The organism is Ruegeria sp. CI1 (assembly GCF_056536925.1).
Genome location: NZ_JBQFQP010000010.1, coordinates 164,772 through 177,206, shown reverse-complemented (window position 1 = coordinate 177,206; position 12,435 = coordinate 164,772). Strand labels below are relative to the sequence as shown.

14 protein-coding genes are annotated in these 12,435 nt (G+C 60.0%); 12 read left to right on the top strand and 2 right to left on the bottom strand.

Annotation, left to right across the window (positions count from 1 at the left end; genetic code table 11):
• The first annotated feature begins 267 nt into the window (after positions 1-267).
• The 3 genes from ACR0LZ_RS13715 (at position 268) to ACR0LZ_RS13705 (ending at position 2,903) form a co-directional block, all read left to right on the top strand.
• Positions 268-1,227 (top strand): adenylate/guanylate cyclase domain-containing protein, encoded by a 960-nt coding sequence (locus tag ACR0LZ_RS13715; RefSeq protein ID WP_480750405.1) that lies wholly within the window; start codon positions 268-270, stop codon positions 1,225-1,227.
• Positions 1,228-1,469: 242 nt separating this feature from the next.
• Positions 1,470-1,685: a DUF1127 domain-containing protein gene (locus tag ACR0LZ_RS13710; RefSeq protein WP_480750404.1), complete on the top strand. Its 216-nt coding sequence runs from the start codon at positions 1,470-1,472 to the stop codon at positions 1,683-1,685.
• Positions 1,686-1,841: 156 nt separating this feature from the next.
• Positions 1,842-2,903 carry a homoserine O-acetyltransferase family protein gene (locus tag ACR0LZ_RS13705; RefSeq protein ID WP_480750403.1) on the top strand — a complete coding sequence of 354 codons (1,062 nt, stop codon included), beginning with the start codon at positions 1,842-1,844 and terminating at the stop codon, positions 2,901-2,903.
• 207 nt (positions 2,904-3,110) lie between these two features.
• Here ACR0LZ_RS13705 and ACR0LZ_RS13700 read toward each other — a convergent pair whose 3' ends face one another.
• Both ACR0LZ_RS13700 and ACR0LZ_RS13695 read right to left on the bottom strand, forming a co-directional pair.
• Positions 3,111-4,376: a DEAD/DEAH box helicase gene (locus ACR0LZ_RS13700; protein ID WP_480750402.1), complete on the bottom strand. Its 1,266-nt coding sequence runs from the start codon at positions 4,374-4,376 to the stop codon at positions 3,111-3,113.
• Positions 4,377-4,582: 206 nt separating this feature from the next.
• Positions 4,583-5,749, bottom strand: coding sequence for an adenylate/guanylate cyclase domain-containing protein (locus tag ACR0LZ_RS13695; RefSeq protein WP_480750401.1), 1,167 nt, complete (start codon positions 5,747-5,749; stop codon positions 4,583-4,585).
• A gap of 175 nt (positions 5,750-5,924) precedes the next feature.
• On the opposite strand from ACR0LZ_RS13695, the gene ACR0LZ_RS13690 reads away from it, so the two are divergent.
• The 9 genes from ACR0LZ_RS13690 (at position 5,925) to ACR0LZ_RS13650 (ending at position 12,400) form a co-directional block, all read left to right on the top strand.
• Positions 5,925-6,365, top strand: a complete 441-nt coding sequence (locus ACR0LZ_RS13690; protein ID WP_480750400.1) for a GFA family protein — start codon at positions 5,925-5,927, stop codon at positions 6,363-6,365.
• 178 nt (positions 6,366-6,543) lie between these two features.
• Positions 6,544-7,017, top strand: coding sequence for a 50S ribosomal protein L15 (gene rplO / locus ACR0LZ_RS13685; protein WP_480750398.1), 474 nt, complete (start codon positions 6,544-6,546; stop codon positions 7,015-7,017).
• Between the two features lie 109 nt (positions 7,018-7,126).
• Positions 7,127-8,491, top strand: a complete 1,365-nt coding sequence (gene secY / locus ACR0LZ_RS13680; RefSeq protein WP_480750396.1) for a preprotein translocase subunit SecY — start codon at positions 7,127-7,129, stop codon at positions 8,489-8,491.
• Positions 8,488-9,132, top strand: coding sequence for an adenylate kinase (locus ACR0LZ_RS13675; protein ID WP_480750394.1), 645 nt, complete (start codon positions 8,488-8,490; stop codon positions 9,130-9,132). Before secY ends, ACR0LZ_RS13675 begins: the two co-directional genes overlap by 4 nt.
• 203 nt (positions 9,133-9,335) lie before the next feature.
• The gene (rpsM, locus tag ACR0LZ_RS13670) at positions 9,336-9,704 is read left to right on the top strand and encodes a 30S ribosomal protein S13 (RefSeq protein WP_480750392.1); all 369 of its coding nucleotides are present in this window, start codon (positions 9,336-9,338) and stop codon (positions 9,702-9,704) included.
• Between the two features lie 14 nt (positions 9,705-9,718).
• A complete protein-coding gene (rpsK, locus tag ACR0LZ_RS13665; RefSeq protein ID WP_480750391.1) occupies positions 9,719-10,108 on the top strand; it encodes a 30S ribosomal protein S11 in 390 nt (129 codons plus the stop codon).
• A 116-nt stretch (positions 10,109-10,224) separates the two neighbouring features.
• Complete coding sequence (locus ACR0LZ_RS13660; RefSeq protein WP_480521635.1) at positions 10,225-11,241, top strand: DNA-directed RNA polymerase subunit alpha; 1,017 nt, start codon at positions 10,225-10,227, stop codon at positions 11,239-11,241.
• 175 nt (positions 11,242-11,416) lie between these two features.
• The gene (gene rplQ / locus ACR0LZ_RS13655) at positions 11,417-11,842 is read left to right on the top strand and encodes a 50S ribosomal protein L17 (protein WP_480750390.1); all 426 of its coding nucleotides are present in this window, start codon (positions 11,417-11,419) and stop codon (positions 11,840-11,842) included.
• A 150-nt stretch (positions 11,843-11,992) separates the two neighbouring features.
• Positions 11,993-12,400 carry a hypothetical protein gene (locus ACR0LZ_RS13650; RefSeq protein ID WP_480750388.1) on the top strand — a complete coding sequence of 136 codons (408 nt, stop codon included), beginning with the start codon at positions 11,993-11,995 and terminating at the stop codon, positions 12,398-12,400.
• The last annotated feature ends 35 nt before the right edge of the window (positions 12,401-12,435 follow it).

Below are 12,435 nucleotides of genomic sequence, written 5' to 3'. Positions count from 1 at the left end.
CCCGTTCGTCAGCAGTACGGGCAAGCTTAGGGGCTGATTACCCATCCAACAACATTTCCATGGTTTCAGGCTGTGACTGCGCTCGCCAAGCCCGTACCTCCGTCAACAGTTGGCCGGGCGGGACAAATCAATCCAACGCGCCTATCGCGAATCCCCCGATCCATGCCAAGCTTAGGGTCAGCGAGGGTAAAGTGGTGCAACGTTGCGGGGGTGCCGGGTGGAACGACAGGGATGCACATATCCGGGATACCGGCAGGAGCGGCAAGGATGACCCGGCCGTCTTCCGAGCTCTTGGCCGTGTCACGCCGCTGGATCGACGCAATCCGGTACGGGCGGAAAACCGAGCTTAGCAACATGTTGTCCGACCGCAGCCACCTGCGTTTTATCGGCACGGGTGACGACGAATTGTGGGCGGGCGAGGCCGTGCGCCAGGGGATCGCGGATTTCTTCGGGGCCATCCCACCGTTCCTCAAACATGAAGAGACATTTGCCGAAGCCTTTGAAAATGGTGAAACCGGCTGGTCGAATTTCACACATGAACTCATTTTTGCCAATCAACCCGATCGGACATTTCACATAAGGACCACCCTGATCTTCGCGCTCGAAGACGGCGTCTGGAAGATCGTTCTGCGCCACGGCTCGGTTCCGATCCCGAATATCGACTTCGTGGGAACCGAACAGACCGCCATCGCCGATCTTGTCGCAGCAGCGCGCAAGGATTTTTCGCTGCATCAAAGAGACGGCTTTGCCTCGATCATGTTCACCGATATCGTCAATTCGTCGCGCCTCGCGTCGGTGATGGGCGACCGTTTGTGGTCCTCCGAGGTGGCCCGGCACTTTGCCTCGCTCCGCACCATCATCGAAGACGCGAACGGCCAGTTCGTGAAATCGCTGGGCGACGGCACCATGTCCAGCTTTCCAGAGCCTGCTCAAGCCCTGCACGCTGCCCGGTCGATCCTGCAAGCGTCTGGGCAATCCGACGGGCCAGCCATCACCCTGCGGATCGGTATTCATACCGGCAGCGTGGTCCAGACCGACGATGATTTCTTTGGAACCGTTGTCAACAAGGCCGCCCGCATCGCAGCCCTTGCCGCGCCCGGCGAAATACAGGTTTCCGATACCACTCGCGATATGGTGGGAAAAGGGAACGATTTTCACTTTTCGGCGGCTGCAGCGGTGCAGCTGGAAGGGTTCGAGGGCGAACATGTCATCCACCGGCTGGAGTGACGAGGGTAACCGGTAACCGCCCAAAGCTTCGCCGTCCTCTGTCGTCAGACCCGTTGCAATCCGGGTATCGTCGCGTTGCGGTGTCCAACCTCTAGTTTGCCCTGCCATGCAAAAAACGCAGACCGGCCAGACCAAAACGCCAATTGTTGGCGCAATCACTCGTGCCTATCTGTCTGTGGTCCAAAACGGGAAATCAAACTTGCCGGGGAATACGCCCCGGGCTGAAAAAAGGAACATAACACATGGCACATACACTGAACATCTCGCATACCGGTCTCACGCTCGGCGGGCGCATCCGCGCCTTTGTCGAAGGCGTCAAACTGGCCCGCGCCCGCGCCTCCGAGTACAACCGTACCTATTCCGAACTGCAAAGCCTGACCGACCGCGAACTCAACGACATCGGCATTCGCCGCTGCGATATCGCGGACATCGCGCAAAAACACGTCTACTGCGTGTAACCCCAATACCACCCGAACAAAAAGCGCCCCGATCCGGGGCGCTTTTTTTGTTTGCTGCAGACTTTCAGAGATGGAACGCAATCCGGGCAATGACCGCGTTGCAAGCGTCAACTTTGAACCCAGTGGGGACATGGCGAAGCTCCAGGTTTTGGACCATTGTCCCGTTCCGTGGTAGAATTCCCGAAGTCAAAACGGGGTACGGCTATGCCGCAACATCAAACAGCAGAATTTCGATTACAGTCTGGCATTGTACTACCGCAACTGGATATCGCCTACGAATGCTACGGCAAGCTCGATGGCGATAAGTCCAATGCGGTTCTTGTCCACCACGGGACCACCAGCACCCATCATGCTGCCGGTCGAACGACGCCTGATTTGCGCGAGGGCTGGTGGGATAGCATCATCGGCCCGGGTAAGCTGCTCGACACAGATAAATACTGTGTAATATCGTCCAACATGCTCGGCTCGTCATACGGAACAACCGGGCCCGCATCCATAAACCCAGAAAGCGACCACGTTTGGGGCGCCGATTTTCCCAAGATTTCGGTTGAGGATATGGTCCGAGCACAGAAAACACTGATCGACGCACTGGGCATTGAACAGCTTTTTGCTGTAGCAGGCGGATCGGTCGGCGGTCTGCTGTCGTTCCAATGGGCCGTGACATACCCCGAAGCGATGCGTGGAATCATTGCTTGTGATTGCGGCCCCGTAAATCAGTTCGGAACAAGCGCAGCCTTGCCTGAACTTGTGGCGGAACTTCAGGCTGACCCCAACTGGAACGGAGGCCATTACGCGCAGGCGGGTGGCCTGACAGATGTGATGACACGCATCCGGACCAGAACATTGCTTTCCTACCAATTCATGGAAAAATTCAAAGGGCAGATGCCAAGGGGTGATATTGAAAAGCTGTTGAACGATACCTCCAGGGAGTGGGCCGAAGAGTTCGATCCGATGAGCCTTGTTGTTCTCAATTCAGCGATTGGGGAATTTGATGTCTCGGACAGGCTGGATCAAATACGCGCAAAATTCTTCTATGTCCTTTGTGATACCGATGAATTCTACCCGGCTTCGATGGGAGAAGGCGTTGCCAGGGAAATGCGGGCTGCAGGAGCGCAGGTGACTTTTCATGAGGTGAGCAGCCACATGGGGCATTACTCCACGTCCGTCGAACCGGAAAAATGGGTGCCTCAGGCGAAGGCCTTTCTCGCCGGTTTGTAATCTCAGTGTTTAAGTGGCAGTGATTGGCGGAGGTCCGCTTCTCCCGCATCGCCGAAGCCCGACAATTGGCTTCAAAACAGAAGCTCCCGAAGAATTCTTCGGGAGCTGAATTGCGTTCATGTGAAACAACGTGCCCAAGCTGGGCGGGACATCCCGCCGCTTGCTACGGCCAAGGTCACAGCCGGACCAAACCGGGGGTTTTTCCGGTCATGCGGCCTTGGCGCGAGGGCGTCCGCGGTTGGGGCGGCGGCGCCGGTTCTGTGGCTTGCGCGCCTCTTTCTTGGGGGCTTCAAAGGCCCATGGCGTGCCGCCGATCACCGGAATGTCACGCGACATGGTCTTTTGAATGGCCCGCAGTTCACCCATCTCGGCAGGGGCGCAAAAGGCGACCGCCCGGCCATCGCGCCCGGCCCGCGCGGTACGGCCGATCCGGTGGACATAGTTGTCCGGCACGTTCGGCAGGTCATAGTTGTATATGTGGCGCACATCCGGGATGTCGATGCCGCGTGCCGCCACATCGGTCGCCACCAGCACCCGCAACTCGCCGCTGCGGAACTGTTTCAGCGCTCGGTCGCGCTGACCCTGCGACTTGTTGCCATGCACGGCACCGGCGGAAAACCCGGCCTTGTCCAGCGTTTTCATCAGCTTTTCCGCGCCATGCTTGGTGCGGGCAAAAACCAGCGCCAGCTCGTCACGGTGCGCGTCCAGCATTTCGATCAGCAGGCCGGTCTTTTCCGCCTGCGCCACGAAATGCACGCCTTGGGTGATCTTGTCCGCCGGACGGCCCGGAGGCGCGGTTTCGACCCGTACAGGATTGCTCAGATAGGTGGCCGCGATTTCGGCCATCTGCTTCGGCATCGTGGCCGAGAACAACATGGTCTGGCGTTCAGTGGGCAACAGCGTCGCGATCTTGCGCAGCGCGTGGATAAAGCCCAGGTCCAGCATCTGGTCGGCCTCGTCCAGCACCAGGAACCCGGTCTGGTCCAGCCGCACGGCGCGGCGCTCGATCAGGTCGATCAGGCGGCCCGGCGTGGCGACCAGAATATCGCTGCCCCGGCCCAGCCGGTTGATCTGCGGCCCCATCGACACACCGCCGACCACCAGGTCGACGCGGATGGAGGTGCGCTCGGCATAGGCGCGCAGGTTGTCCGAGATCTGTTTTGCCAGTTCCCTCGTCGGCGCCAGAACCAGCGCGCGCGCGGTCTTCGGGGCCGGGCGGCCCTCCTGCCGGATCAGCGACATCAGGATCGGCAGGCCAAAGGCCAGCGTCTTGCCGGTGCCGGTCTGCGCCAGCCCCATGACGTCGCGCCCGTTCATGGCATGCGGGATCGCCTGTTTCTGGATCGGCGTCGGCTCCGATATGCCCAGGGTTTCAAGATTGGTGATAAAGCGGGGCGTCAGCCCCAGCATGGTAAAGTCCAAAAGCCGTTCCTTTTCGGCGGGGCGGCCTATTCCGGCCGCGCAAAATGACATGTCGCGACCCCGCGGGGCCGCGTTGTGTTACGTGGTTGCGCGATGCTCTGCCGCCGGGCCGGATTGCCCAAGGCCGCGTCATTGCGCCGAACCCCGCGTGATCTGGGTGTCAGTGTGTAAAGATGAGGTGCTGCGCGGATGCGTTTCAAACACTTCGGTCGCGCGGTCTGCTCACGCCGCAGACAAGGCACCGGGGGCGTATGCTCTCAATTTGCGCCCTTGTCAACCAAAGTCTTGTCCGTGGTCTTCGGGGCGAAAACCTGTTCCGGATGCGCCAACCCCTTGAGGGCGAATTCGCCGACCGCGACGTGACCGCCATCCAGCGCGTCGGCAAACGTGCGGGAACAGAGAACCGGATGCCCGGTTTCCGAACACAGCGCCTCGATCCGCGCGGCAACATTCACAGCCTGACCCAGCACCGTGAAATCCAGCCGGCTGTGCGAGCCGACATTGCCATACAGAACCCGCCCGAAATGCAGCCCGACGCCGAACCCCAGAACCTCGGGCAAATCGGCAGCCAAAGCATGCCTTGCCGCCGCCAGTGCATTGGAACAGGCTGTGCGCTGCCCGTCATCGCCGGGGAACACGGCCAACACCCCGTCGCCCAGAAACTTCAGGATTTCGCCACCATGCTCGGTTACCGCCGTATCGATTGCCTCGAAATACCGGTTCGCCAGCGCCACCGCCTCCTCCACCGGCAAACGGGCGTTCAGCCCTGTCCAGTTGCGGATGTCGCTGATCAGGATGGCGGCCTCCATGGTCTCGACACTCCCCCGCGTGATCTCGCCGCCCAGCACCCGCTGGCTGGTGCGGGCTCCAAGATAGGCCGCGGACACGGCAGTGGACAGGATCGACAGGCGGTGGACCTCGGACAGCGGACCAAGGGCCAGCGCAATTGCCTCGATGCCCTCAATATCGGCGTCGTCAAACCCCTTGGCCCGGTCCGTCGCCGCCACCAGAATGCCTGACAGATGATCTCCGCACCGAAGTGGGACGCCGAAATAGTCGGTCGCCCCCTGCGCGCGCAATTCGTGATAGATTTCGTGATCATCGGGGGCCAGCCGCGTCAGATCCTTGCGCAGCGCTTGCCGGGTATCCGAGATCACCGCCAACGGGCTGCCCACATAGCCGCTGCGCTGTTCCAACCCGTGCGGATTGTGCACCGCCTCGACCTGTGCGACGTCCCGGTTCCAGATGGCGCTGACGGCGGCGGCAAGCGGGTGAATGGTGCGCATCGCCAGACGAATTCGCCACACCGGAGCGCCCGCGCGCCGCATCTCTGCCCCCAACCCTTCGATCAGGGCATCCAGATTCGGCAGGGTGGCCCCCGTCCGCAACAGCCAATCCACGATTTCGCGATGATTCCAGCTCATGACAAAAGCCTAGCACGGATGCGCGGCAGACAACTGGCCCAGTTTCCATGCGGCGTGCCTGTGGCCCATCTCGGCAATTCAATTTCGGGAATCACCGTTTTGTGATAAGTTTACGCCACGTAACCGGCGACGAGGTTTGCCGGTCATTTTCGTAGATCATTGAAAGGGGGAATTTATGGCTCAGGCTCTGGATGGCGGCTGCGCTCATGTGCACACGCATACGGATAATGCTCCGATCGACAATCACACCTGTCATTGCAATGTCTGCAAATCGGTAACCGGGCAGCAGACGACCCATGTCGCATTCTTCCGCCATGGCGATCTGGCGGTCGATCACCCCGAGTTGCTCAACCGGCAACCGTTCAACAAGGACAACCCCGACGGCCCGCTGGAGCTGTGCACCTGCAAGGAATGCGGGGCGCCGATCATGCTGGACGACAAGCAGGGGCGCATCCGCGTCGCGGTTCCAAATGTCATGGGCTATGACGTGGCAAGTTTCCCCGACGCGACCTATCACGCCTTCTGGGACGAAACCAAGGGATACGCCCGGCCTGACGATGGGCGCCCGGTCTATGACAGCCTGCGGCCCGACTTTGTGTGGCCGACACCGTCCTGACGCCAAACAAAAGCGAAAAACCGGGGTGAAGGGCGGCAGTTTTGCCGCCCTCTTGATTGCCGGGCGACTTGCGTCTATACGCCCCCGGTGGCCCAAAGGGTCCACAAGAATCAAAACCAAGAAACGCCGTGTTTGGCCCATCACGCTTCGGGGTCACATCCGGCTTAGGAGAAGCGACATGAAACTGCACGAACTGCGCGACAATCCAGGCGCCGCATCCAAGAAAACCCGCGTTGGCCGGGGCCCCGGCTCGGGCAAGGGTAAAATGGGTGGCCGTGGTATCAAAGGTCAGAAATCCCGCTCGGGCGTGGCCATCAATGGCTATGAAGGCGGCCAGATGCCCTTGTACCAGCGTCTGCCCAAGCGTGGCTTCAACAAGCCCAACCGCAAGGAATTCGCCGTCATCAACCTGGGCCTGATCCAGAAATTCGTCGACGCCGGCAAGCTCGACGCCAAATCCGCCATCACCGAAGACGCGCTGGTCGCGTCCGGTCTGGTGCGCCGCAAGCTGGACGGCATCCGCGTTCTGGCCAAGGGCGAGGTTTCGGCCAAGCTGAACCTCGAAGTGACCGGTGCTTCGAAAGCTGCCGTCGAGGCAGTCGAGAAAGCGGGCGGCTCACTGACGGTCACAAAAGCCGCTGCGGCAGAGTAAGCGCTTGTGAGCGGCGCACGAGCCGCTTACATAGACCTCAGAGTTTTCCAAGACGCCGCCCGAGCCGGAAAACGGTTTCGGGCGGTGTTTTCATAAGAGAGACCGATTTATGGTATCAGCAGCAGAACAAATGGCAGCCAACACAAGCTGGGCTGCCCTTGGCAAGGCCACCGATCTGCGCAACCGCATCCTGTTCACGCTGGGTTTGCTGATCGTCTATCGTCTGGGCACCTTCATTCCGGTGCCGGGGATCGACGGAGCAGCATTGCGCGAGTTCATGGAACAGGCGGGGCAGGGCATCGGCGGCATGGTTTCGATGTTCACCGGCGGGGCGCTGGGGCGCATGGGCATCTTTGCCCTCGGCATCATGCCCTATATTTCGGCCTCGATCATCGTGCAGCTGATGACCTCGATGGTTCCCGCGCTCGAACAGCTCAAGAAAGAGGGCGAGCAGGGCCGCAAGAAGATCAACCAATACACCCGTTTCGGCACCGTGGCACTGGCCACCGTTCAGGCCTATGGTCTGGCCGTGTCGCTGGAATCGGGCGATCTGGCCACCGATCCCGGTCTCTATTTCCGCTTCTCGACGATGATCACGCTCGTGGGCGGCACCATGTTCCTGATGTGGCTGGGTGAACAGATCACCGCGCGCGGCATCGGCAACGGCATCTCGCTGATCATCTTCGTCGGCATCATCGCCGAGGTTCCCGCCGCCCTGGCACAGTTCTTCGCGTCGGGCCGCTCGGGCGCCATCAGCCCCGCCGTGATCGTCGGTGTCATCGTGATGGTCATCGCCGTGATCACCTTTGTGGTGTTCATGGAACGCTCCCTGCGCAAGATCCATATCCAGTACCCGCGCCGCAATGTCGGCATGAAAGTGTACGAGGGCGGTTCCAGCCACCTGCCGGTCAAGGTCAACCCCGCAGGTGTGATCCCGGCAATCTTCGCCAGCTCGCTCTTGCTGCTGCCGGTGACGATCTCGACCTTCTCGTCGGGCGCCGCCAATGGCCCGATCATGTCGTGGCTTCTGGCCAACTTCGGCCCCGGCCAGCCGCTCTATCTGCTGTTCTTCGCGTCGATGATCATCTTCTTTGCGTATTTCTACACGTTCAACGTGTCGTTCAAACCCGATGACGTCGCCGACAACCTGAAGAAACAGAACGGCTTTGTTCCGGGCATCCGTCCCGGCAAGAAAACCGCCGAATACCTGGAATACGTGGTCAACCGCGTGCTGGTGCTGGGCTCGGCCTATCTGGCCGCCGTCTGCCTGCTGCCGGAAATCCTGCGCGGCCAGTTCGCCATTCCATTCTACTTCGGCGGCACTTCGGTTCTGATCATCGTCTCTGTGACCATGGACACCATCCAGCAAGTCCAGAGCCACCTTTTGGCGCATCAATACGAAGGGCTGATCGAAAAGTCCCAGCTGCGCGGAAAAGGCAAGAAACGCAACAGGAAGGGATCCTCTCGCCGATGAACATCATTCTGCTTGGCCCGCCGGGCGCCGGCAAAGGCACCCAGGCACGGCATCTCGTTGAAACCCGCGGCATGGTGCAACTCAGCACTGGGGACATGCTGCGCGAAGCCAAGACCTCGGGCACCGAAATGGGCAAGAAGGTCGCGGCGGTCATGGATGCCGGCAAGCTGGTCACGGATGAGATCGTCATCGGCCTGATCGAAGAAAAGCTGACGACCGAAAAGGGCGCGGGCTTCATCTTTGACGGCTTTCCCCGAACTCTGGCACAGGCCGACGCGCTGTCGGCGCTGCTGAACAAGCTGGGCCAGTCTCTGCACACCGTGATCGAAATGCGTGTGGATGACGAGGCCTTGGTGCAGCGGATCACGGCGCGTTCGACCTGCGGCGGCTGTGGCGAGGTTTACAACGACATCACCAAACCGATCCCGGCAGATGGCAAATGCACCAATTGCGGCAAGGAGAATGACTTCCAGCGCCGTGCGGATGACAACGAGGAAAGCCTGCGCACCCGCCTGATGGAATACTATAAAAAGACCTCGCCGCTGATTGGCTATTACTACGCCAAGGGTGACCTGCGCCCGATCAACGGATTGGCCGACATCAAGGAAGTTACCGCCTCGATCGAAGTCCTTCTGGGTTAACGGCGCATGGGGGCTTGACGCCCCCGCCAAAAGCCCATATCGACCCCCATCCCCATTGGGAATCAACCGTGCAGACGGGATTCGTTCCGTTTGTCCGGATCACCTCGAAAATGATGCTGGACCCTCTGGCCACACTGCCACGGTCAAGCGTTGTGAAAAAAGGTTCTGGAGTTACGGAACCGCAACGAAAAGGAAAGTGACACGTGGCACGTATTGCCGGCGTAAACATCCCGACTGCAAAGCGGGTACCCATCGCCCTCACATATATCACCGGTATCGGCAACACCTCGGCCAAGGCGATCTGCGACGCCGTGGGCATCGAACAAAGCCGCCGGGTCAACGAACTCAGCGACTCCGAAGTGCTCGCCATCCGCGAACACATCGACGCCAACTACACCGTCGAAGGTGACCTGCGTCGTGAAACGCAGATGAACATCAAGCGCCTGATGGACCTGGGCTGCTATCGCGGTCTGCGTCACCGCCGCAACCTGCCGGTTCGCGGTCAGCGCACCCACACCAACGCTCGTACCCGCAAAGGCCCCGCAAAGCCGATCGCGGGCAAGAAGAAGTAAGGAGGGTCTGACCGATGGCACGCGACAAGACACGCATCAAGAAAAAAGAGCGCAAGAACATCGCATCGGGCGTCGCCCATGTGAATTCGACCTTCAACAACACCAAGATCCTGATCTCGGACGTGCAGGGCAACGCCATTTCGTGGTCGTCTGCTGGCACCATGGGCTTCAAGGGATCGCGGAAATCGACCCCCTACGCCGCTCAGATGGCTGCCGAAGATGCAGGCAAGAAGGCGCAGGAACATGGCGTCAAGACGCTCGAAGTCGAAGTTCAGGGCCCCGGTTCGGGTCGTGAATCGGCGCTGCGCGCGCTGGCTGCAGTGGGCTTCAACATCACGTCGATCCGTGACGTGACCCCGATTGCTCACAATGGTTGCCGCCCGCCGAAGCGCCGCCGCGTCTGAGCGATTGCAATTACAAGCTGGGGCCGTGTTATTGCGCGGCCCCGGTTCGCCGTTTTGAAACCTCGGGCGTCTGCACCTGATTGGTCATGGGGCGCAGACAGGAATGGAGGGATTACATGATCCATAAGAATTGGGCAGAATTGATCAAACCGACCCAGCTTGACGGCAAGCCGGGCAACGATCCCGCACGCCAGGCCACCCTGGTCGCCGAACCGCTGGAACGCGGCTTTGGCCTGACGCTCGGCAACGCGCTGCGCCGCGTGCTGATGAGCTCGCTGCAAGGCGCGGCCATCACCAGCGTTCAGATCGACAACGTCCTGCACGAGTTCTCGAGCGTGGCAGGCGTTCGCGAAGACGTCACCGACATCATCCTGAACCTCAAGGGCGTGTCTCTGCGCATGGAAGTCGAAGGCCCCAAGCGCCTGTCGATCAATGCCAAAGGCCCCGCAGTTGTCACCGCAGGCGACATCAGCGAAAGCGCCGGCATCGAGGTTCTGAACCGCGATCACGTCATCTGCCACCTGGACGATGGCGCCGACCTGTTCATGGAGCTGACCGTCAATACCGGCAAGGGTTATGTCTCGGCTGAAAAGAACAAGCCCGAGGACGCGCCCATCGGCCTGATCCCGATCGACGCGATCTATTCGCCGGTCAAAAAGGTCGCCTATGACGTTCAGCCGACCCGCGAAGGTCAGGTTCTGGACTATGACAAGCTGACCCTCAAGATCGATACCGACGGTTCGATCACCCCCGAGGACGCGCTAGCCTATGCCGCCCGCATCCTGCAGGATCAGCTGTCGATCTTCGTCAACTTCGACGAGCCGGAATCGGCTGGCCGTCAGGACGAGGACGACGGTCTGGAATTCAACCCGCTCCTGCTCAAGAAAGTGGACGAGCTGGAACTGTCGGTCCGTTCGGCAAACTGCCTGAAGAACGACAACATCGTCTATATCGGCGACCTGATCCAGAAGACCGAAGCCGAGATGCTGCGCACCCCGAACTTCGGCCGCAAGTCGCTGAACGAGATCAAGGAAGTGCTGTCCGGCATGGGTCTGCACCTCGGCATGGATGTCGAGGACTGGCCGCCCGACAACATCGAAGATCTGGCAAAGAAATTCGAAGACGCGTTCTAAGCATCTTCGGCTGCGGCGGCGGGGCCAACCTGCCGTCGCGGGTTTTGTACAATTCGGACAAATGAGGTCTGAAAACCGGTACAAAACGAACAATCCGGGCAATCCCGCCCCAAGGTGAGCCTCTGACACGCATCGGAGGCCGGACAAAGCAAAACGCTAAAGAAGGAACTAGAAAATGCGTCACGCACGTGGTTACCGCCGCCTGAACCGCACTCATGAGCACCGCAAGGCTCTGTTTGCAAACATGGCCGGCTCGCTCATCGAACATGAGCAGATCAAGACAACTCTGCCCAAGGCAAAAGAATTGCGCCCGATCATCGAAAAGCTGGTCACTCTGGGCAAGCGCGGCGACCTGCACGCCCGCCGTCAGGCCGCATCGCAGCTGAAAGAAGACAAAGACGTCGCAAAACTGTTCGAGGTTCTGGGCCCCCGCTATGCCGAGCGTCAGGGCGGCTATGTCCGTATCCTAAAGGCAGGCTTCCGTTATGGTGACATGGCTCCGATGGCGATCATCGAGTTCGTCGACCGTGACGTCGACGCCAAAGGCGCAGCCGACAAGGCCCGCGTTGCTGCCGAAGACGCGGCCGCTGACGAAGAGTAAGTCTAAAACATCTTTTTTTTCAAACCCCTGCGCACCTTGCGCGGGGGTTTTCTTTTTGGTTGATCGTACCTGACATTTTGACTGTTGGCCCTTATGGTCATGTGAAAGACATTGCTAGGATCGAAGCACGTCGCTTTGGAAAACGGTTTTATGGCCAACACAAAAACCGCCGGGTACTCCGGCAAGCCGCTGTCGCAGAAGCTTGGGTTCAAACCGGGCTGGTCGGTTCGCTTGGTGAACCCGCCAGCATACTATCCGCAGCTCGTTGCGGACGCCCAAGACGTTCGTTTCGCCCCCGATATGGCCGAACCTGACGCGGTGCATCTATTCCTGCATGGCGGGGAAAACATCGCCCAGATCGCGTCTGAACAGATAGGTATCCTGCGTGAAGGCGGGATGCTTTGGGTGTCCTGGGCAAAAAAGTCTTCAAAACTGCATTCCGGCATTACCGAAGACGATCTCCGCACCGCAATTCTGCCGCTGGGTTGGGTCGATGTGAAAGTCTGTGCCGTAGACACAGACTGGTCAGGCCTCAAGTTCCTGCGCCGAAAGGGCTGAGTCCCGCGCTTGCATTCACGCGAACATCGCCGCAT

Bases quoted from the DNA above. Each gene is read 5' to 3' on its own strand.
- ACR0LZ_RS13715 (WP_480750405.1), top strand. From the start codon at position 268: ATGACCCGGCCGTCTTCCGAGCTCTTGGCCGTGTCACGCCGCTGGATC.
- ACR0LZ_RS13710 (WP_480750404.1), top strand. From the start codon at position 1,470: ATGGCACATACACTGAACATCTCGCATACCGGTCTCACGCTCGGCGGG.
- ACR0LZ_RS13700 (WP_480750402.1), bottom strand. From the start codon at position 4,376: ATGTCATTTTGCGCGGCCGGAATAGGCCGCCCCGCCGAAAAGGAACGG.
- ACR0LZ_RS13695 (WP_480750401.1), bottom strand. From the start codon at position 5,749: ATGAGCTGGAATCATCGCGAAATCGTGGATTGGCTGTTGCGGACGGGG.
- ACR0LZ_RS13690 (WP_480750400.1), top strand. From the start codon at position 5,925: ATGGCTCAGGCTCTGGATGGCGGCTGCGCTCATGTGCACACGCATACG.
- rplO (WP_480750398.1), top strand. From the start codon at position 6,544: ATGAAACTGCACGAACTGCGCGACAATCCAGGCGCCGCATCCAAGAAA.
- secY (WP_480750396.1), top strand. From the start codon at position 7,127: ATGGTATCAGCAGCAGAACAAATGGCAGCCAACACAAGCTGGGCTGCC.
- ACR0LZ_RS13675 (WP_480750394.1), top strand. From the start codon at position 8,488: ATGAACATCATTCTGCTTGGCCCGCCGGGCGCCGGCAAAGGCACCCAG.
- rpsK (WP_480750391.1), top strand. From the start codon at position 9,719: ATGGCACGCGACAAGACACGCATCAAGAAAAAAGAGCGCAAGAACATC.
- ACR0LZ_RS13660 (WP_480521635.1), top strand. From the start codon at position 10,225: ATGATCCATAAGAATTGGGCAGAATTGATCAAACCGACCCAGCTTGAC.
- rplQ (WP_480750390.1), top strand. From the start codon at position 11,417: ATGCGTCACGCACGTGGTTACCGCCGCCTGAACCGCACTCATGAGCAC.
- ACR0LZ_RS13650 (WP_480750388.1), top strand. From the start codon at position 11,993: ATGGCCAACACAAAAACCGCCGGGTACTCCGGCAAGCCGCTGTCGCAG.